The following is a 21,119-nucleotide window of genomic DNA, read 5'->3' on the forward strand; positions in this document are numbered from 1 at the left end:
CAGCCCATGCGCCGCTGCGCGCTCCTGCCCTCACTCTTCCGCCGGACCGCCGCCCTTCTTCATGACCTTGCCTTCATCGGCGCGCTTCTTGCGCACCGCCTTGGGATCAGCGATCAGCGGGCGGTAGATCTCGATGCGGTCGCGATCTCTCAATACCGTGTCGGGCTTGGCGAGCTTGGCGAAGATGCCGAGCTTGTTGCGACCGTCGAGCTCGATGTCGGGATACTTCTGCAACAGGCCGGACGCCTCGACCGCCTGACGCGCGGTCGCCCCCTCGTCGAGCTGGAGCTGCACGACTTCCGCGCGATGCTGCAGAGCATAGACGACTTCGACGCGAATGTGCTCAGCCATGATCAGCCCTTTGCATAGATCTGCGCGGCGCGCTTGACGAAGGAATCGACGAAGGTATTGGCGATGTGGTTGAACACCGGCCCCAGCACCTTCTCCAGCAGCTTGCTGGAAAACTGGTAGCGCAGGCCGAATTCCACCTTGCAGGCCGTGTCGCCCAGCGGCGTGAAGCGCCATTCGCCGTCCAGATGCGTGAAGGGGCCGTCGGTGAGGCGCAGATTCATCTGGCGCGGCCACAGCTTGGTGTTCTCGGTGCTGAAGTGGGCCTTGATGCCGTGGTAGTTGATATGGATCGTCGCCGCGGTGAGCGTGGGAGTGCGCTCATGCACCTCGGTGCCACCGCACCACGGCAGGAACGCCGGGTAGTCCTCGCAGCGGTCGACGAGTTCGAACATCTGTTCGGGCGTGAATTCGATCAGGACAAGCTTCTTGACGTCGGCCATGAAATCGAAGGAAAGAAAGTCGAAGTCGGCGCCTGTGCCGAACTGCTAAAATGCGCGATTCTACCGCATGCGGCCGGCCCGTTCGCTGCCGGCGCGGGCATGCGCGGCGCCACAACGCGCCCAGACTGGATTTCGCGACATGAGCATCATCGACAACCGCAAGGCCTACCACGACTATTTCATCGAGGAAAAATACGAGGCCGGCCTCGTCCTCGAGGGCTGGGAAGTGAAGGCGATCCGCGCCGGGCGGGCGAACATCAAGGAATCCTACGTCATCATCAAGGGCGAGGAGATCTTCATCTTCGGCATGCACATCACGCCGCTCGCCAGCGCCTCCACCCACATCCACGCCGATCCGGTGCGCACGCGCAAGCTGCTGCTCCACGCCAACGAGATCGCGCGCCTCATCGGCAAGGTGGAACGCGCCGGCTTCACGCTGGTGCCGCTCGACCTGCACTACACCAAGGGCCGCATCAAGGTCGAGATCGGCCTCGCCAAGGGCAAGAAGCTCTACGACAAGCGCGAGGACGAAAAGAAGAAGGACTGGGACCGCGAAAAGCAGCGCCTGATGCGGGTGAAGGTGTAAGCCTCACGAGCTGCACGACAGCATCGAGCACCCGGCCTTGTGCCGCGCCCAGTCCGGGCGTTTGGCAGCGAAGCGCGCGCGCCCCGGCTGTACCTCATAGGGGCGCCGAAACACGTCCAGCAGCTCATCCACCAGGGAAAGGTCGCCCTGCTCCGCCGCGTCAATGGCCTCCTGCGCCAGGAAGTTGCGTGGCACGTAAAGCGGATTGACCGCTTTCATCGCCGCCGTTCTCTGCTCACGCGGCAGCGCCTGCCCGCGCAAGCGCTGCGCGTAGCGGCCGAGCCAGGCCGAGACCCCCTCCTGCACCGCAGCACGCCGCTCGTCCGTGTAGAACACGTCGGCAAAACCCGCCACGGCATGGCCTGCGCCGCCTTCCCCCACCGATTTCTCGTCGACATCGGCCAGGCGGCGGTAGAAGAGCGTCATGTCCATCTCGCCTTCATGCAACAGCCGATGCAACTCCTCGACTAGCGCCGCGTCGCCATCCTGCCAGTCCGCCAGGCCGAGCTTGGCGAGCGTCATGCGGCGATTCTCTGCCTCGTGGATGTCGGCATAACCAAGCAGCGCTGCCTCGAGCGGCTCGACCTTGCCGATCGCCGGATAGATGGCGTTGGCCAGTTGCCACAGGTTCCAGTGCGCCACCTGCGGCTGGTGACCGAAGCGGTAGCGCCGGCCGGCAGCGTCAGTCGTGTTGGGTGTCCAGTCGGGGTCGAAGTTGTCGATCCAGCCATAGGGGCCGTAGTCGATCGTCAGGCCGAGGATGGACATGTTGTCGGTGTTCATCACCCCATGTACGAACCCCACCCGCGTCCAGTGCGCCATCAACACCGCAGTGCGCCGGCACACTTCCTCGAACCAGCGCACGCGCTTCTGCGCGCGATCGCCCTCGATCTCGGGGAAATCGCGCGCGATGGTGAAGTCGATCAGCCGCCCGAGCAGTTCCTCCTCGCCGCGCGAGGCGAAGATCTCGAAATTGCCGAAGCGGATGAAGGACGGCGACACCCGGCACACCACCGCGCCCGGCTCGGGTCGCGGATTACCGTCGTAGAACATGTCGCGGATCACCTGCTCGCCGGTGCCCACCAGGCACAGCGCGCGCGTGGTCGGCACGCCGAGGTGATGCATCGCCTCGCTGCACAGGAATTCGCGGATCGACGAGCGCAGCACCGCGCGGCCGTCGGCGCGTCGCGAATACGGCGTCGGCCCGGCGCCCTTTAGTTGCAGTTCCCAACGCTCGCCACGGTCGTTGATCGTCTCGCCCAGCGTGATTGCGCGCCCGTCGCCGAGCTGCCCCGCCCAGTTGCCGAACTGGTGTCCGCCATAACAGGCCGCGTAAGGTTCCATGCCCGGCAACAGCGCGTTGCCCCCGAAGACATCGGCAAACTCGGGCGAGCGCACGTCCGCATCGTCCAGCCCCAGCAGCGCCGCCACTTCGAGCGACCAGGCCAGCAATTGCGGCTTGCGCACCGGCGTCGGCATCACCCGAGAGTAGCAGGCGCCATGCACCTGCCGCACGTGGCCACCCGGCTCGGGATCAGCCGGCAGCTCGCGGACGAAGCGATTGTCAAATCGAAGATTTCTCATGAACGTCTCGGATCGAACGCATCTCGCACCACGTCGGCAAACAGGTTCGCCGCCAGCACCAGCGCGAACATGAACACGAAGGCTGCTGCCAGTGACCACCAGACCATCGGCTCGCGCGCAAGTTCGGCACGCGCCATGTTGATCATCGTGCCGAAGCTGATCGTCGTCGGATCAACGCCGATACCCACGTAGGACAGCACCGCCTCGGCCAGCACCAGCCCGGAAAAATCCATCACCAGCGCGATCAGCACGATGTGCATCACATTCGGCAGGATGTGCCGGCGCAGGATCGCCGTCGTGCTCGCGCCGAAAGCGCGCGCCGCCTGCACATATTCCAGCTCTCGCAACTTCAGCGTCTCGCCGCGCAGCAGCCGCGCCAGCCCCGTCCAGCTCGTGATGCCGAGGATGAAGCACAGCGCCAGCAGCCGCGCATCCGAACGTTGCGCCGCAGTGTCGAACCACTGCGGGTGCGTGTCGATCACCACCTGCATCATCAGCACGGCGGCCGCGATCAACAGCACCCCCGGAATCGCGTTCAGCACCGTGTAGACATACTGCACGGCGTCATCCACCCAACCGCCGAGATACCCTGCGGCGATGCCCAGCGCCACCGCAAACGGCATCATCACCAGCGTCGTGATGGTGCCGATCACCAGCGCGGTGCGCACGCTCTTCAACGCCAGATACAGCACGTCCTGCCCCACCTTGTCGGTGCCGAAGACATGGTAGTGCGGCGCCAGCGTCGCCCAGGCCGACACGATCACGAGCAGCACCGCCAGCGTCGCCAGCGCCGCACGCCAGGCCAGCACCGTGCGGCCGCGCAGCAGCGCCGAGACGGCCTCATCCCACGGCAGGCGCTCGCTGCGCGCCACGCGCCACGCCGCGATCAGGAAAGCAATGGCCCAGGCCGCCGCGGCCAGGCCCAGCGCCGCCAGCGTCCGCAATGCGACATCTCCGCCGCGCTCCGCGGCCGGATCCTGCAGGTGAGCCGCGCCATGAACCAGGCGCGGATAGATCCGCTCCTGGCCGCCGCCTGGCGCCTGCACGGTTTCGCGCTGGTACAGCGTGAACGCGAACGGTGCCGAATAGGTCTTTTCCGTCTGCAAGCGCAAGGGCGCGAGCAGCGCATCGAGCGCGGACAACACTTCCGAGGAATAGACGGCCTCGCCCTTGTGCGCCGCCGCAGCGGAGATGCTTGCGTCGGCCGCGGCCGGCAGCTCCGGCAGGCGGGGGCGGTAATGCAGGCTGTCGAGCAGGCCGACCAGCACGAAGGCGCACAAAACGGTCGCTGCCGCCATGCCCGTCGGCCGGCGCCCGACCTTGTGCCACGCGTCGCGCAGCGGCTCGGTGTTGCGCACATGCAGCGCGGCAAGCACGCAGGCCAGCAGCAACAAGAACAGCAGCGCGTCGGTCCACAGGAACACCGGCTGGAAGCTCATGCCCATCACTCCAGCCTCACCCGCGGATCGACCAGCACATAGGAGAGGTCGGTCAGGATCAGGCCGACGATGTACAACACGGAGCCGATGAACACCATCGCCCGCACCACGGCGAAATCCTGCGCGTTGATCGCATCGATGGTGTAGCTGCCCAGCCCCGGGATGGCGAAGAAGGATTCCACCAGCAGGCTGCCCATGAACAGCAGCGGAATCACCACCACCACGCCGGTCAGGATGGGAATCATCGCGTTCTTGAGCACATGCCGGAACAGCACGCGCAGCTCCGACAGGCCTTTCGCGCGCGCAGTGCGCACGTAGTCCTTCGATATTTCCTCGAGGAAGATCGTGCGGTACCAGCGCACGCTCGAGCCGATGCCGGCGATCACGCTGATCGCCACCGGCAACACCAGGAAGCGCGTCGCGTCCAGGCCGGTCGCATAGCCCGAGATCGGCACCAGCGACCACAGCTTGGACACCAGCCACTGGCCGCCGATGATGTAGAAGAGGCTGGAGATCGACATCATCGCCACGCAGCCCACCACACCCCAGAAATCCAGGTAGGTGGCGCGGAAGAACACCAGCAGCAGCGCCATGCTGATCGCCGCGTACAGGCTGAGCAGAAAAGTCGGCAGCGCGATGGCCAGCGACGGCCCCATGCGTTCGCGAATTTCCCGCGCGATGTCGCGGCCATCGTCGGCACTGCCGAAATCGAACGCGAACATGCGCAGGGACTTGTTGAAGAAGATCGTGTCCGTCACCCGCGCCGAGCCGCTGACGGCCGGGTTGTAGAACATCGGCTTGTCGTAGCCACGCTCCACCTTCCAGCGCTCGATCGCCTCCGGCGTGGCACGCTTGACGCCGATCTGCATGCGCGCCATGTCGTCGGGCGAATTCACCACGAAGAACAGCACGAAGGTCAGCAGGTTCACGCCGATCAGGATCGGGATCGCGTAAAGCACGCGGCGTACGAGATAAGCGAACATCAGCGCCCTCCTCTCACGTCGGCCGCCGGCATCGCCGATGCGCCCGCCGCTGTGGCCCGCTCGTGGCGGCGCCAGTGGCGCAGCGCAGGCGCGACGATGGCGGCAAGCAGCAGCGCCAGCATGAACAGCGGCCACAGCACCGGCCGGTTCCATTCCGCCCTCGCCGCCTCGCGTCGCGCCACGTCGATGCGCTGGTACTTCAGCGTGTTGCGCACGATGTTGCCGGGCTTGCGGTTATGCACCCAGCCGTGTTGCAGCGAATAAGACTTGGGGTGGAAACCGAACAGCCAGGGCGCATCCTCGCGCAGCATGCCCACCATGCGGTCGATGATCTGCTGGCGCTCGGGGCCGTCGGGCATCGCCTTCATGCGTTCGAACAGCCTGTCGTATTCAGGATTCTCGTAGTTCGATGCGTTCTGGCCCTGGAACTTCACCTTGCCTTGCGGACCGTAGAGCAGGAACAGCATGTTCTCGGGGTCGGGATAGTCCGCATTCCAGCCGAAGAAGAAGAGCTGCGCGTTGCCCTGGCGCACCTTGTCCTGAAACCGGTTGAAGTCGGTCGGCCGCACCACGAACTGCACGCCCAGCTCGCGGAACTGCTTCGCCAGCCAGTCCGAGCGCGACTTGTCGCCGAGCCCGCCGGGCGTGGTGTCAAGGTTCAGGATCAGCGGCTCGCCGGTCTTCGCGCTGCGCCCCTCCGGCCAGCCCGCCTCGGCGAGCAGGCGGCGCGCGACGTCCACCCCGCGTCGGTGCGGCTGGCCGTCGCGCCATTCGTAGATCACCGGATTGATGCCGGCCTCGCCCTCGCGCGCGCCGAACATCCCCGGCGGGATCGGGCTCATCGCCGGCACGCCGCGGCCGTTGAGGAAGATGGAGACGAACTCCTCCATGTCCAGCGCCACCGACACCGCTTGGCGCAGCTTGCGCGCGCGCTCCCGCCCTTCCCTGGTGTCCCCGCCCCCCACCACCGGATCGAGCATGTTGAAGCCGAGGTAGAAGATCGACGGCGACACGGACGTCAGCAGGCGGATGCCGCGCGCCTCCATCTCGTCGGACAGGCTGACTTCGCCGGTGCTGGTCATCGACACCGCCTGGTCGAAGTTGTCCGACGACACGCCCGAGGCATCGTAGTAGCCCTGCAGGAACTTGTTCCAGTACGGGATGCCCTCCCGCTCGCGCGAAAAGACGACCTTGTCGATGAAGGGCATGGGCTTGCCGCAGTCGGCCAGCAGGCCAGCCTCTCGGTCCGCCGCCTCGCCCTCGCAGGGGTAGGCATCCGCGCGGTAATTCGGGTTGCGCACCAGCACCATGCGCGCGTTGGGGTTGTTTTCCACCAGCATGTAAGGCCCGGTGCCGACCGGCCACCAGTCCAGCGTCAGGTTGCGCTCGGCCATGCCCGGCTGGCCGAAGAAGCGGTCGGCCTCCGGCGGCACCGGCCCGAAGAAAGGCATCGACAGCCAGAAGAGGAATTGCGGGTAGGCACCCTTCAACGTGATGCGATACGTGTGGCGATCGACCACCTCGACACCCGGCAGCTCGAATCGGGTCAGATCGATCCAGCCGGGGTTTCTCTTCGCCTCGTCGGCCAGCCGCGCCTGCAGCTCCTTCAGGCCAGGCAGGTATTCGGCCATCAGCTCGAAGATCGGCGAATGCAGCCGCGCGTGCGCCAGGCGCTTGATCTGATGCACGAAATCGGCAGCTTCCAGCTCACGCGTGCCGGTCTCGGCAAAATCGCTCAGCCCGCGGATCTTGCGCAGATCCTCGGGCGCCATCGACAGGTAGCGCGGCGTGCCGTCATTGGCACGGGCAAACGCCGGATGCGGCTGGTACATCACGCCCGGGCGGATGCGGATCTCGTAGACGCTCTTCGCCACCCGCGACGCATCGGCCGTGTCCGACAGCAGGCGGCCGGCGGCATCGTAGCGGCGCAGCCGCGGCATCTCGGCGGCGACGCCCGGCTCCAGCGCGTAAGGCCGCTTCAGATAGTGGTACTGCAGCGGCGGCTCGACGATCTGGTACAGGAAGGTCGCCTCGTCCTCGCTGTAGGATTGCACCGGATCGAGATGCTTGGGGCGCTCGGTGAAGGCGGAGTACAGGATGTTCTGACCGCGCTCGCCCGCAGGATAGGGGTCGTTCCATACCGGCCCGCATCCGCCCAGCAGCAGTAAGCCGGCGCACGCGAACGCGCCGAATCGGGCTCGGAACAGGACGGCGCGGCGCAAGGCCGGGAGACGGAGCGACAGCAGGCGCATCAGGGGACGGACGGATTTGCGGCGGAGCCGGTCGGAAAGCGCGGATTCTGTCAGGTTTCGCCGGTGCCCGCATGAACGGATTGACCACGGCGCCTTTGGGTATAATCCTGCAAAACCGTCATCTGGAGTTGTACTCATGGGCTTTCTAGCCGGCAAGCGAATCCTCATCACTGGACTGCTCAGCAACCGTTCGATCGCGTACGGCATCGCCAAGGCCATGCACCGCGAAGGCGCGGAACTGGCCTTCACCTTTCAGAACGAGCGCTTCCAGGAGCGTGTCGCCAAGATGGCGGCAGACTTCGGCTGCCAGTTGCTCTTTCCACTTGACGTTCAGGATGACGCACAGATCACCGGACTGTTCGAACAGCTCGGCCAGCATTGGGACGGGCTCGACGGCGTGGTGCATTCGATCGCCTACGCTCCCGGCGAGGCGCTCGAGGGCGACTTCCTCGATGGCCTGTCGCGCGAAGCCTTTCGCATCTCGCAGGAAGTCAGCGCCTACAGCTTCCCGGCGCTGGCCAAGGCCGCCCGCCCGATGATGAAGGGGCGCAACGGCTCGCTGCTGACCCTCTCATACCTGGGCGCAGTGCGCACCATGCCCAACTACAACATCATGGGCATGGCGAAGGCCAGCCTGGAAGCATCCGTGCGCTACATGGCCGTGACCCTGGGCCCCGAAGGCACACGCGTCAATGCGATCTCGGCCGGTCCGATCAAGACGCTGGCCGCCTCCGGCATCGGCAGCTTCGGCAAGCTGCTGGCCTTCAACGAGCACAACGCCCCGCTGCGTCGCAACGTGACGATCGAGGAAGTCGGCAACGCCGCGGCCTTCCTGTGCTCGGACCTGGCCAGCGGCGTCACCGGCGAGATCATGTACGTCGACGGCGGCTTCAACACCACTGCGCTGGGCAACGCCGAACAGCCTGCCTGAGCGCGCGCGGGCGCCCGACACGGCGCCTGCGCGATTGCGCTACCGCACCAAAGACAACGCCCGGGATCCCCGGGCGTTGTCGTTTCAGTATGCGGCCGGCTGAGCGCCTGCCGTCCAGGCGCGGCGTCAGCCCGCCTGATTCGTCGCGGCGCGCGGCTTTAGCTCCACCTTGTAGCGGCTGCGCAACTCGGACAGGAAGGCACTGAAGTCACGCTCGGCGGCCAGGCGACGGTACTGGGACACGACTGCCGCAATGCGCGGATCGTCGTTCGCCAGCTCGGGGCGTTTCACCGCATCGATGCGGTAGATGGTGTAGTCGCCGCCGGGCACGGCCAGGCCGACGTAGGCCGGCAGCTTGGCGGTCGGTGCGGAGAACACCGCCTGCATGGACGGGCCGGGCAAGCCGGGCTCCGCGCGATGCAGGCTGCGTGCCGCCGCCCAGGTTCCGCTCGCCGGCTCGCCCTTCTTCAGCGCCGCGAGCGTTGCCTCGCCCGTTTCCGCCGCCTTCTTCGCCGCAGCCTCATTGCGCAACTGCTCGGCGATCTGCGCCTTCACGTCCTCGAGCGGCAGCCGCTGGGCCGGCTCGTATTCGAACGCGCGCGCCGCCACCAGCGTGTTGTTGCCGACTTCGATGGCCTCGGTGTTGCGGTGGTTCTTCACCACATCGTCGGCGAAGAGGGCGCTCATCAGGCGCTCGTTGCGATAGCCATCGAGAGCGTCGGCACCGCGCGAGATCCAGTCGCTGCGCCTGATCTGAAGCTTGAGCCCCTCCGCGACCGGCGCCAGGCTGTCGGCCTGTTCATACACGGTGTTGGAGAACTGCTCCGCCAGCTCGGCGAAACGGCGCCCGGCCGCCTGCGCGCGCAGTTCGCCGGCGATCTGGTCATGCACCTCGGCAAACGGGCGGATGGTCGACGGCTTGACGTCGGTGACCTGGATGATATGCACGCCGAACTCCGAGCGCACCGGCTCGCCGATCTCGTCCTTCTTCTGCGCGAACGCCGCGTCCTCGAAAGCCTTGACCATCGCACCGCGGCCGAAGAAGCCAAGGTCGCCACCGCGGCTCGCCGAGCCGGTGTCCTGCGAGTTGGCCTTCGCGAGCTCGGCAAAGCGGGCGGGATCCTTGCGCAGCTCGGCCACCAGCTCCCGCGCCCGCGCCGTCACCTTCTGCGCCTCCGCATCGCTTGCGCCGGCCTCGAGCTGCAGCAGGATGTGCCGCGCGCGACGCTCCTCCGGCTGGCCGAAGCGCTGCGGATTGCTGTCGTAGGCGGCGCGGATCTCCTCCTCGCTCACGCTCACCTGTTTTTCCACCGCGGCCATGTCGAGCACGACGTATTCCGCCTTGAGCCTGGCGGGCCGCTCGAAGCGCGCAGGATTGGCCGCATAGAAGCCGCTGATCTCCTCGTCGGTGGGCTTGACGTCTGCAATATGGCGCGCAGCCGGGAAGCGCATCTCGCTGACGGTGCGCTCCTCGAGCTGGGCAACCAGGAAACGCCGCGCAGACGCTGCCGGGACAAAGGCAGCCTCGCCCACCGCCGTCGCAACCTGCTGGATGCGCACATCCTGGGCGACGCGGGCCTCGAACATTGCTGGCGTCATGCCCTGCGCACGCAGCACCTGTTCGTAGCGCTCGAGCGAGAAACGGCCATCCTGCTGGAAGCCCTCGAGGCCGGCGATGGTCTGCTGCAGTGCCGCAGACGTCACAGTGAGGCGGCTCTCGGCGCCATAAAGGGCGAGCACGCGCTGATTCACCAGGTTATCGAGCACGGCGCGGCGCAATTCCTCCGACTCCAGCAGCGTCCTGTCCACCTGCCCGCCGGCAGCTCCGCGCAGGCGATCCTGCTGCTCGCGCAGCGCCCGGTCGAACTCCGCCTCGCTGATGGGCTTGCCATTGACGATGGCCACCTCGTTTGCGCCCGGCGCGTTGTGGAAATAGGCATCCAGGCCGAAAAAGGCGAAGGGAATGATGAGCAGCGCGAGAATGACCTGGGCAACGCGCTTGTTGTTGCGAACAGCCTCGAACATCGTGAATTCCGTGTGAGCCAGTAAGGTGTCCGACGCTCCCTGCCCACGCGGTCGGGGATCGTCAAAGACCGCGAGTTTAGCGCAATGCGCCGCAAATCTGCCCTTCTGCATGCGCTGCGTCACAAATGGCGACCGGGCCTGGCAGTTATACTCGCGCGATGCGCAGCCTGTCCGTCAACCTCCTGATCTCCCTCGCGTATGCGCTGACGGGCGCAGTGGCGCTCCAGTTCACCGTACCGCCAGGTTATACCGCGGCCGCGTTCCCGCCCGCCGGCATCGCTCTGTCCGCCCTGCTCATCTTTGGCCTGCGCTCGTGGCCAGCGGTCTATCTCGGATCCCTGGTCGTGCAGATCTTCGCCTCCTGGCCGATGCTCGGCGAGCCGGGCTGGAACCCGCTCGGCCTGCTGATCGTCCCGCTGGGCGCCAGCCTGCAGGCGGTGGCCGGCACGCTTCTCGCACGACGGTTGATCGACCTCCCGAACGCCCTCGACACGCCGCGCTCGGTCCTGCGGTTCCTGGGCGTGGCTGCTCCGGTGAGTTCCCTCATCAGCCCGTCCATCGCCATTCCTGCCCTGGTCTGGGCGAAGGTGATTCCTGTCAGCGAGGCCGCCTTCAACTGGTGGAGCTGGTGGGCCGGTGACACGCTGGGCGTGCTGATCGCGGCGCCGCTGATGTTCGTGCTGGCGGGCAAGCCTGCGGCAGCGTGGCGGTCGCGACGTACGGGCGTGGCCATACCGATGGCGATCGCACTGGTACTTCTGGGACTGGCCCATCGCCAGGTCATGCGTTGGGAAGACCAGCGCGTCGAAGTGCAGTTCGCCCGCGATGCGGAACATTTTGCCGAACGCCTGAACAAGCGGCTCGGCGTGCAGCTCGACGTACTGCTTTCCATCGAACGCCTGATGGCCGTCAGCCCGGACGTGAACCGTAGCGAATTCGGCGAATTCGTCCACCCCTGGATGCAGGCCCATCCGGGTACGCAGAGCCTGAACTGGAGTCCGCTGGTGCGGCACGCCGACCGCGCTGCGTTCGAGGAAAGGATGCGCGCGGAAGGGCTGGACGGATACACGATCCTCGACCGGGATGAAAAGGGCCGGACATTTCCGGCGGTGGAGCACGACGAGTACCTGCCGAACGCGTATGTCGAGCCATTCGCGAACAACCGCAACGCCGTCGGCCTGAATCCGCTGTCGCTGCCGGTGGCTGCGCAAGCGCTCGCGAAGACGCGCGAAACCGGCCTGCCAGTTGCGACATCGGCCATCCGTCTGGTTCAGGAAAGCGGATCGCAGCTTGGCGTGATGATCTACAGGGCGGTGCGCGAGGCCGGCAACGGTCGCACGCTCGGCGTGATTTCGGCGGCCCTGCGCATGGACGACCTGCTCGCCTCGGCGGCTGATGAGGGTGCCGCCACGGGAATCGAACTCTGCCTGACGGATCTCTCCGCTGCCAGCGAGTCTGCTCGCCTGTCGGGCGCGCCCGATTGCCAGTCGGCAGCCTGGATCGATCGCCAGGTCTCCCACCGCACGCGCATTGCCTTTGCCGGGCGCGAATGGGAGCTTCGCAGCCGCGCGACCGCAGCCTACCTCGACACCTTGCGCGGCTGGGCCGCGTGGTCGACGATCGCCGCCGGACTCCTTGCCACCGGCATGCTCGGTGCATTGCTGCTGATCACGACCGGAAGCCGCCGCCGCATTACGGGGCTCGTGGAGCAACGCACTGCAGAGCTTGAGGCGACGAGCGCCCGCCTCAACGAGAAACAGGAAGCGCTGGCCGACGCCCAGCGCATTGCCCGCATGGGAAGCTGGGAAACCGTCCCGGGTAGCAAGGTGCTGCACGCCTCGACGATGCTGCACCAGCTCCTGGGTTGCGATCAGCAGAAACTGAAATCCGTCGACGACCTCATCGCCGCCGTTTCGCCCGACAGCAGGAAATCCCTGCGCAAGGCGTTCGAATCCCTGGCCGAGACGCCGGGACGCATGGCGCTGGACTGCCGCATCGGCACGTCGTCGCCGCGCATCCTGCAGTTCCGCATCGAAAGCGAATGGCGCGATGGACGCCTCATCCGGCTGCGCGGCACCGCCCAGGACGTGACAGGCGCACGAGAGGCGCAAGCTCAGATCCAGTACCTGGCCCACTACGACACCCTGACTGGCCTGCCCAACCGCAGTGCCTGGCAGGAGCGCGCGCGCGCGGCGCTGGTTGCCGCCCAGCGCCATGGCGACGCGCTGGCGGTGCTGTTCCTCGATCTCGACAATTTCAAGACGGTGAACGACTCCCTCGGGCATCCCGCGGGCGATCGCCTGCTCGCCGCTGTCGCACGCCGCCTGAGCGGGTGCATTCGCGGTGAGGATCTGCTGGCCCGCCTCGGCGGCGACGAATTTGTCGCGCTGTTGCCCCGCCTCACCCATTCCGAGGATGCGGCCGTGGTGGCAAGCAAGATGATCGACGTGCTCTCGCACCCGGTGCACATCGACGATCACGACCTGCACCTGTCCGTCAGCATCGGCATCGCGCTGTTCCCCGAGGACGGCACCGAAGCCGACACCCTGCTCAAGCACGCCGACACTGCGATGTACAGCGCCAAGGAGGGCGGGCGCAACAACTACAAGTTCTTCGTCCCCGAGATGAACGCACGCGCGACCGAGCGCCTGCGCCTGGAGAATGACCTTCGGCGCGCACTGGAGCGCAACGAACTGGTCCTGCACTACCAGCCCCAGATCGAGACGGCAACCGGCGCACCCTACGGTTGCGAGGCGCTGGTGCGCTGGATCCAGCCCGAACGCGGCCTCATTCCACCCGACCAGTTCATTCCGCTGGCGGAATCCACCGGCCTCATCGTGCCGCTGGGCGAATGGGTGCTGCGGCAGGCCTGTCTGCAGCAGGTGGCGTGGCAACGCGCGGGGCTTCCCCGGCTACTGGTGGCGGTGAACATCTCGGCCCTGCAGTTCCACAAGCCTGATTTCGTCGATCGCGTGTCGTCGGTGCTGGCAGAGACCGGTGCGGACCCTGCGTGTATCGAGCTCGAGATCACCGAAAGCGCACTCATGCAGCCAGGCGACGACCTCTCCGCGCGCCTGCTGAAGCTGGTGGACCTGGGGCTCACCCTGGCGCTGGACGATTTCGGCACCGGCTACTCCAGCCTCGCCTACCTGAAGCGCCTGCCGATCGGCCGGCTCAAGATCGACCGTTCCTTCGTCGACGACCTGCCGGGTAATGCCGAGGATGCCGCAGTCGCTTCGGCGGCCCTGTCACTGGCCCGCGACCTCGGCATGGAAGTGGTGGCCGAAGGCGTGGAAGACCATGCACAGCGGACCTATCTCACCGAGCGCGGCTGTCATGCGATGCAGGGCTACCTCTTCTCGCGTCCGCTGCCCGCCGACATGTTCGAGAAATGGATGGCCAATTTCGTCTCCGCGGCGCATCCCGCAGCGTCGCCTGCGGCGGACATCAGAGCACGCCTGCACGAAGCGAACGCCGCCTGACAAAACAACGGGCCGGCTGATCCACCGGCCCGCCATGCTGTCGCTTCGACGTCGCGCACGTCGGCTCAGTTGGCCCGGCCAAAGCTGATGCGGCCCGCTTCGGCATCCACGCGGATGCGGTCCTTGGCGGCGAACTGCCCTTCCAGGATCGCCTTCGCGAGCGGATTCTCGATGCGCTCCTGGATCGCACGCTTGAGCGGCCGCGCGCCAAACACCGGATCGAAGCCGGCGGAGGCGAGCTCGGCCAGCGCCGCGTCGGTGACCTCCAGCCCCATCTCCAGACGCGCCAGGCGCTTCTCCAGATACTGCAACTGGATGCGCGCGATGCCAGCGATGTGCTTCTCGTCCAGCGCGTGGAACACCACGATCTCGTCGATGCGGTTGATGAACTCGGGGCGGAAGTAGGTCTTCACCTCGGCCATCACGGCCAGCTTGATCACGCCGTAATCGTCGCCCGCCATGGTCTGGATCATCTGGCTGCCGAGGTTGGAGGTCATCACGATCACGGTGTTCTTGAAATCCACCGTACGTCCCTGGCCATCGGTCATGCGCCCGTCGTCCAGCACCTGCAGCAGTACGTTGAACACGTCCGGGTGCGCCTTCTCGACCTCGTCGAACAGGATCACGCTATAGGGCTTGCGCCGCACCTGTTCGGTCAGGTAGCCGCCCTCCTCGTAACCGACGTAGCCCGGAGGCGCACCGATCAGGCGTGCGACCGAGTGCTTCTCCATGAACTCGCTCATGTCGATGCGGATCAGGTGCTCCTCCGAATCGAACAGGAACTCGGCGAGCGTCTTGCACAGCTCGGTCTTGCCCACGCCGGTGGGGCCGAGGAACAGGAAGGAGCCATACGGCCGGTTCTCGTCCGACAGGCCGGCGCGCGAGCGGCGAATTGCGTCCGACACCAGCCGCACCGCCTCGTCCTGGCCGATCACGCGCTGGTGCAGGCGCTCTTCCATCTTCAGCAGCTTGTCGCGCTCGCCCTGCATCATCTTGCTCACCGGAATGCCGGTCGCGCGCGACACCACCTCGGCGATTTCCTCGGCGCCGACCTGGGTGCGCAGCAGCTTGTTCGGCGTGCCGCCACCCTGCGCCGCCTGCTCGGCCATCTTCAGTTGCGCGTCGAGTTGAGGCAGCTTGCCGTACTGCAGCTCGGCCACCTTGTCGAGCTGGCCCTTGCGCTGGAACTCCGCCATCTGCGCGCGCAGCGCGTCGATCTCTTCCTTGATGTGTGCCGAGCCGGCGACCTTGGCCTTCTCCGCCTTCCAGACCTCCTCGAGGTCGTTGTACTCGCGCTGCAGCTTGTCGAGTTCCTCCTCGATCAGTTGCAGGCGTTTCTGCGAGGCTTCGTCCTTCTCCTTCTTCATCGCCTCGCGCTCGATCTTCAACTGGATCATGCGGCGATCGAGCTTGTCCATGACCTCGGGCTTGGAGTCGATCTCCATCTTGATGCGCGCAGCCGCCTCGTCGATGAGGTCGATCGCCTTGTCCGGCAGGAAGCGGTCGGTGATGTAGCGGTGGCTGAGCTCCGCCGCGGCGACGATCGCCGGGTCGGTGATGTCGACGCCGTGGTGGATCTCGTACTTTTCCTGCAGACCGCGCAGGATGGCGATCGTCGATTCCACCGTCGGCTCCTCCACCAGCACCTTCTGGAAGCGACGCTCGAGCGCGGCGTCCTTCTCGATGTACTTGCGGTATTCGTCCAGCGTGGTGGCGCCGATGCAGTGCAGCTCGCCGCGAGCCAGTGCCGGCTTGAGCATGTTGCCGGCGTCGATCGCGCCCTCGGCCTTGCCCGCGCCGACCATCGTGTGGATTTCGTCGATGAAGACGATGATGCGCCCTTCTTCCTGCGCGATCTCCTTCAGCACCGCCTTCAGCCGCTCCTCGAACTCGCCCCGGTACTTGGCCCCGGCGAGCAGCGCCGCCATGTCGAGCGACAGCACGCGCTTGCCCTTCAGCGTCTCGGGCACCTCGTCATTGACGATGCGTTGCGCCAGGCCTTCGACGATCGCCGTCTTGCCCACGCCGGGCTCACCGATCAGCACCGGGTTATTCTTGGTGCGGCGCTGCAGGATCTGGATGGCGCGGCGGATCTCGTCGTCACGGCCGATCACCGGGTCGAGCTTGCCGGCGCGCGCGCGCTCGGTGAGGTCCAGGCAATACTTGGCGAGCGCCTCGCGCTGGCCCTCTGCGTCCTGGCTGCCGACGCTGCCGCCGCCACGCACCGCCTCGATCGCCGCCTCCAGCGCCTTGCGGCCGAGGCCGTGCTCCTTCAGCAGACGGCCGACTTCACCCTTGTCGTCGCACAGGGCGAGCAGGAACATCTCGCTGGCGATGAACTGGTCGCCGCGCTTCTGCGCCTCCTTGTCGGTAACGTTGAGCAGGTTGTTGAGGTCGCGGCCGATGCTGACTTCGCCGCCGTGACCCTCGACCTTGGGCAGGCGATCGATCGCCTTCGCCAGCGCAGCCTTCAGCGGCGGCACGTTGACGCCCGCGCGCTGCAACAGCGACACCGTGCCGCCGTCCTCCTGATCGAGCAGCGCGCGCAGCACGTGCTGCGGCTCGATGAACTGTTGATCATTGCCCACCGCGATGCTCTGCGCATCCGATAGGGCCTGCTGGAACTTGGTGGTGAGCTTGTCGAAGCGCATCGCGGACATCCCTCAATGGATATTGGATTGCTGCCTATGTGGGGCGGAATCCGCGGGCTTCAAGGGCGCAGGCCGGCCGCAGCCGGACTCTCAATCGAAAGGCCTGCTGTTCCCCGGGAGCTGCGGATAGCGCACGTAATCGACCAGGTCCTGGATCTCCTGCGGCGGCGGCGGCGTCAACAGGCTCACCACGATGATGGTCAGGAAGCCGAGCGGCACCCCGAACACGCCCGCAGAAATCGGGTTGATGTCGAACCACGCGCCGCTCATCGAGCCGCCGAAGAAGGGATGCGTGCGCACCATGTAGTACAGCGTGACCGCCAGGCCGACGAGCATGCCCGCCACCGCGCCGGGCCGGTTCGCGCGCTTCCAGAAGATGCCCAGCACCAGGGCAGGAAAGAAGGCCGACGCACCGATCGAGAACGCGAGCCCCACCAGGAACAGGATGTTGTCCGGCCGCAACGAGGCCACCCAGGCAGCGACGGCTGCGACGATCAGCAGTTGCGACTTCGAGATGACCAGTCGTCGGTGCGTCGTCGCTTCCGGGTTGATCACCTTGTAGTAAAAATCGTGCGACAGCGCGTTCGAGATCGTCAGCAGCAGTCCGTCCGCGGTCGACAGCGCCGCCGCCAGGCCGCCCGCCGCCACAAGACCCGAAACGACGTAGGGGAGGCCGGCAATCTCCGGCGTGGCGAGCACAATCACATCGGTGTTGAGGCTCAGCTCCGCCAGTTGCAGCACGCCGTCGCCATTCATGTCGTCGATGCGCACCAGCCCGACCTTGCCCCAGGAGGCCACCCAGTCCGGCAGGATGTTGAGCGTCGAGCCGACCAGGTTGTAGTAGACCTCCCACTTGGCGAACACCGCGTAGGCCGGCGCCGTCACATAGAGCATGAAGATGAAGAACAGCGACCACAGCACCGAGCGGCGCGCATCGGCGACGCCCGGCGTCGTGTAGTAGCGCATCAGGACGTGGGGCAAGGCGGCGGTGCCGACCATCAGCACGAACATCAACGCCAGGAAGTTGTTGCGCACCACGCTGGATTCCTGCTCATTCGCCCCCGGATGCGCCTGGGCGAGACGCGGCGGCGGCCGCGAGCGCTCCAGCGCCTCGGCGCGGATGCGCTCCCAGCGCTGTCGCGCGTCGTCGGGCGAGCGCGGCAGGTCGCGCAGCGCGCGCTCGGCCTGCGCGATCTCGCGCGCCGGTGCGGTATCCAGGCGCAGGCGGTTCAGCCGCTCGACGAGTTGGGTACGCTCCACTTCCAGCGACAGCGGAAGTTCGGCGATCTTGCGCGCATAGTCGTCGGCACGCTGCCGATAGAGGTTGCGCACCTCGATCTCGCTCGGCGCATCGAACAGTTCCGCCTCGCGCGCGGTGATCTGCTGCAGGACGCCCCCGTACACCGCCTGCGGAATCGGGACGCCGGTCAGCTTGTATGACAGGATCACCACCGGCACCAGATAGGCGACGATCAGGATCACGAACTGCGCCACCTGGGTCCACGTCACCGCGCGCATGCCGCCGAGGAAGGAGCAGACGAGGATGCCGGCGAGACCGACGAACAGGCCGATCTCGAACTCCATGCCGACGAAGCGGCTGGTGACCAGCCCCACGCCATAAATCTGCGCTACCAGGTACACGAAGCTGGCCAGCACGGTCGCGGCAAGCCCGACCACGCGTGCGACGTTGCCTTGGTAGCGCGCGCCGAGGAAGTCGGGAATCGTGTATTGGCCGAACTTGCGCAGATAGGGGGCGAGCAGCAGTGCCACCAGCACGAAGCCGCCTGTCCACCCGGTCACGAAGGCGAGGCCTTCGAAGCCGGAAAAATACAGCGTGCCCGCCAGGCCGATGAACGACGCCGCGCTCATCCAGTCCGCCGCGGTGGCCATGCCATTGAATACCGCCGGCACGCGCCGGCCGGCAACGTAGTACTCCGACACGTCGGAGGTCCGGCTCATGACGCCGATCCCGGCGTAGATGGCGATCGTCATGAACAGGAAGACGTGCCCGATCACACGTTGCGACAGGCCGAAATGCTCGCCGACGGCAAGCAGGCCGACGAACAGGATGAAGCTCCCGGTGTACCACGTGTAGTAACGCCGCAGGCGCCGCGCGAAAGCGGACTGGCGCCTCATGCGCCGAACCTCGCCGCGCTGCCGGGCGCCGCATCCATCAGTACTTCACCCGCGCGTAGTAGGTCTTCTCGGCGGCCTCGCGCGCGTCGCGCAGGGTGTGGATCCCCTTCTCCGCCAGCAGCGGCAGCATCTTCAGGAACACCTCGGCGGTGACGATGGCATCACCGAGCGCGGTATGGCGACCGATGATGGTGAGCCCCAGTCGCTCGGCGATCGCCTCCAGCCGGTGCGACTCCTGGTTGGGATGGATGACCGCCGACAGCAGCAGCGTGTCGAGCACCGGCTGGTCGAAGCGCAGCCCCGTGCTCGCCTCCTTGAGCTGCAGGAAGCGCATGTCGAAGGCAGCATTGTGCGCAACCAGCACCGTGTCGGCGGCGAAGGCGTGGAAGGCCGGCAGCACCTGGGCGATGTCGGGCTGGCCGCGCAGCATCGCCTCGGTGATGCCGTGGATCTCGGCCGACTCGGGCGCCAGCGGACGGTTCGGATCCACCAGTTGCTCGAAGGATTCGCTGCGCAACAGCTTGCCGTTGAGGATGCGCGTGGCGCCGATCTGGATGATCTCGTCGCCCTGAGAAGGATTGAGGCCGGTCGTCTCGGTGTCGAAGACCGTGTACACCAGCTCGGACAGCGGCCGATCGTCCAGCGCATGCGCCTGCTCCGACCACTTGAAGAGGTCGAAATCGTAGTACTCGGGGCGGCTCTCGCCGCGCAGGAAGACATCCGGCTCCACCTCGGCCTGCGGCGTCGCCACCGGCAGCAGGAGCCGGAAGAAGGCGCGATGCCGCACCTTCTCGCGTTCGAGCCACATCTCGCCATCGTGGCGCTCGATCACGTCGCGCACGGTGAGCGGCGTGCTCTCGCCCTCCAGCCGCATCGGCTCGAGCTCCCAGCTCATGACCGTCTCGGTGCTCATCGCCTGTCCGGACCAGATCAGGTCGAGATGCGCCCGCCGCCCCGCACCACTCAAGCGCAGACGCACCTCGCGCACCTCGAACTCGTCCGACAGCCGGCTCGCCAGATAGGTGAGCGCCTGCATCAGCGAGAAGCTGTCCACCTTCACCCACACCGACTCGTCGATCTCCTCGAGCTTGCACGGCAACTGCAGGCGCGCCTCGATGCGGCGCTGCATGGCGGCGACGAGGTCCACGCCGAGCATCTCCTCGAGCGGCCAGCGCGCCTTCAGCGAATCGGCGAACTCGGTGGCGATGCCGTTCAGGCGCCGGCTCATCGCCTGCACCTCGTCGCGGATCACGCCGCTGAAGCGCTCGCGCAGGTCGTCCTGCAGGTCGGGGTACTCGAGCATCTCCGCCGCCGCCCGCACATTGGCCAGCGCAGCGCGGTTGCCTTCGGTGAGGTCGTGAAGCATCTGGTCGCGGCGCGACTCGGTCTCGAAATGCCGTGTGATGTTGTCCAGCATCAGGATGAAACCGGTGACGACCCGTTGCCCCGCGACGCCGTCGCCGGCCGCAGCCGGATTGCTCTCCGCCGTCGTCACGGCGTCGTTCCCGTCGGCAGGCGCAGCCAGCACCGGTGCCATCTGCACCCGCAGCAGTTGCCCGGCGCGGGTGGTGGTGACGAAGTTCGCCTGAGCCTGGGCTGCGCCGCGGCGCAGGCGCTGCTGGATGGTCTCGAGCGCGTGCGCCACCAGGCTGCGGTCGAACACGCCGTAGATCGAGCGCCCGAGGCCGAGCAGCTCGCTGCCACCGACGGCCGGCGCCTCGGACAGCGCTCGGAACTGCTGGCGCGCACGGCTGTTGTAAAGCAGGATGCGGCCGTCGAGGTTGCACACCACCACGCTCTGGGTCAGCTCGGACATCAACGCCGCAAGGCGGTTCTTTTCCTGCTCGACGGATTCCTTGGCGCGGGCGATCTGTGCTTCCACATCGGTGAGCAGCGCGTCGCGCTGTTCGGCCAGTTCGTTCACCGCCTGCGCCAGGTTGCGCACCTCGGGCGGCCCGTCCGGTTCGACGCGAAAGCCACGGTTCGCCCCCAGCATCAGGCGCAGGTTCTCGACCATGCGCAGCAGGCCCTGCACATACTGGCGAAACAGCGCGCGGATCACCCCCACGCCCGCTGCAAGGCCGGCCACGGTGAGCAGCGTACCGAGCGAAAGATGCGGCGCGATCAGTTCGACCAACCGCGGGCGCACGCTCTCCGGCGTCTCGGCCCACACCAACAGCGCGGTCAGCAGGAAGGGGCCCGTCATCAACACGACGAGCACCACCACGGCAAGCACGAAGCGTGCGCGGGCGGACACCG

At 66.6% G+C, this 21,119-nt stretch carries 13 protein-coding genes; 3 read left to right on the forward strand and 10 right to left on the reverse strand.

The annotated features are described in order from the left end of the window. Nucleotides 1-30: 30 nt before the first annotated feature. Nucleotides 31-351 carry an RnfH family protein gene (locus GH664_RS13350; RefSeq protein WP_153168567.1) on the reverse strand — a complete coding sequence of 107 codons (321 nt, stop codon included), beginning with the start codon at nucleotides 349-351 and terminating at the stop codon, nucleotides 31-33. 2 nt (nucleotides 352-353) lie between these two features. Then, the gene (locus tag GH664_RS13355; protein ID WP_153168568.1) at nucleotides 354-791 is read right to left on the reverse strand and encodes a type II toxin-antitoxin system RatA family toxin; all 438 of its coding nucleotides are present in this window, start codon (nucleotides 789-791) and stop codon (nucleotides 354-356) included. Nucleotides 792-930: 139 nt separating this feature from the next. On the opposite strand from GH664_RS13355, the gene smpB reads away from it, so the two are divergent. Beyond that, the gene (smpB, locus tag GH664_RS13360; RefSeq protein WP_153168569.1) at nucleotides 931-1,377 is read left to right on the forward strand and encodes an SsrA-binding protein SmpB; all 447 of its coding nucleotides are present in this window, start codon (nucleotides 931-933) and stop codon (nucleotides 1,375-1,377) included. Nucleotides 1,378-1,380: 3 nt separating this feature from the next. Here smpB and GH664_RS13365 read toward each other — a convergent pair whose 3' ends face one another. From GH664_RS13365 to GH664_RS13380, 4 genes are read right to left on the reverse strand one after another with little or no spacing between them, the layout of a single operon-like run. Next, nucleotides 1,381-2,961: a YdiU family protein gene (locus GH664_RS13365; protein ID WP_153168570.1), complete on the reverse strand. Its 1,581-nt coding sequence runs from the start codon at nucleotides 2,959-2,961 to the stop codon at nucleotides 1,381-1,383. Continuing rightward, complete coding sequence (locus GH664_RS13370; protein ID WP_153168571.1) at nucleotides 2,958-4,400, reverse strand: ABC transporter permease; 1,443 nt, start codon at nucleotides 4,398-4,400, stop codon at nucleotides 2,958-2,960. The genes GH664_RS13365 and GH664_RS13370 overlap by 4 nt, the downstream gene beginning before the upstream one ends. A gap of 5 nt (nucleotides 4,401-4,405) precedes the next feature. Further along, entirely contained in the window at nucleotides 4,406-5,383 is a 978-nt protein-coding gene (locus tag GH664_RS13375) for an ABC transporter permease (RefSeq protein WP_153168572.1), read from the reverse strand. Further along, the gene (locus GH664_RS13380) at nucleotides 5,383-7,635 is read right to left on the reverse strand and encodes an ABC transporter substrate-binding protein (protein ID WP_153168573.1); all 2,253 of its coding nucleotides are present in this window, start codon (nucleotides 7,633-7,635) and stop codon (nucleotides 5,383-5,385) included. The genes GH664_RS13375 and GH664_RS13380 overlap by 1 nt, the downstream gene beginning before the upstream one ends. Nucleotides 7,636-7,771: 136 nt before the next feature. On the opposite strand from GH664_RS13380, the gene fabI reads away from it, so the two are divergent. After that, nucleotides 7,772-8,566 carry an enoyl-ACP reductase FabI gene (fabI, locus tag GH664_RS13385; RefSeq protein WP_153168574.1) on the forward strand — a complete coding sequence of 265 codons (795 nt, stop codon included), beginning with the start codon at nucleotides 7,772-7,774 and terminating at the stop codon, nucleotides 8,564-8,566. Between the two features lie 126 nt (nucleotides 8,567-8,692). Here the strand turns inward: fabI and GH664_RS13390 are convergent, their stop codons facing one another. Beyond that, nucleotides 8,693-10,591: a SurA N-terminal domain-containing protein gene (locus tag GH664_RS13390; protein WP_153168575.1), complete on the reverse strand. Its 1,899-nt coding sequence runs from the start codon at nucleotides 10,589-10,591 to the stop codon at nucleotides 8,693-8,695. 125 nt (nucleotides 10,592-10,716) lie between these two features. On the opposite strand from GH664_RS13390, the gene GH664_RS13395 reads away from it, so the two are divergent. Further along, nucleotides 10,717-14,073, forward strand: a complete 3,357-nt coding sequence (locus tag GH664_RS13395) for an EAL domain-containing protein (RefSeq protein WP_228111503.1) — start codon at nucleotides 10,717-10,719, stop codon at nucleotides 14,071-14,073. A gap of 65 nt (nucleotides 14,074-14,138) precedes the next feature. Here the strand turns inward: GH664_RS13395 and clpB are convergent, their stop codons facing one another. From clpB to GH664_RS13410, 3 genes are all read right to left on the reverse strand, one after another. Next, the gene (clpB, locus tag GH664_RS13400; RefSeq protein ID WP_153168597.1) at nucleotides 14,139-16,724 is read right to left on the reverse strand and encodes an ATP-dependent chaperone ClpB; all 2,586 of its coding nucleotides are present in this window, start codon (nucleotides 16,722-16,724) and stop codon (nucleotides 14,139-14,141) included. A gap of 90 nt (nucleotides 16,725-16,814) precedes the next feature. Beyond that, a complete protein-coding gene (locus tag GH664_RS13405) occupies nucleotides 16,815-18,860 on the reverse strand; it encodes a sodium:solute symporter family protein (RefSeq protein WP_153168577.1) in 2,046 nt (681 codons plus the stop codon). A gap of 37 nt (nucleotides 18,861-18,897) precedes the next feature. Beyond that, entirely contained in the window at nucleotides 18,898-21,117 is a 2,220-nt protein-coding gene (locus GH664_RS13410; protein ID WP_153168578.1) for an exonuclease domain-containing protein, read from the reverse strand. Nucleotides 21,118-21,119 lie beyond the last annotated feature (2 nt).

Origin of the sequence: Thauera sp. 2A1, assembly GCF_009469595.2 — a bacterium.
GTDB lineage: Bacteria > Pseudomonadota > Gammaproteobacteria > Burkholderiales > Rhodocyclaceae > Thauera.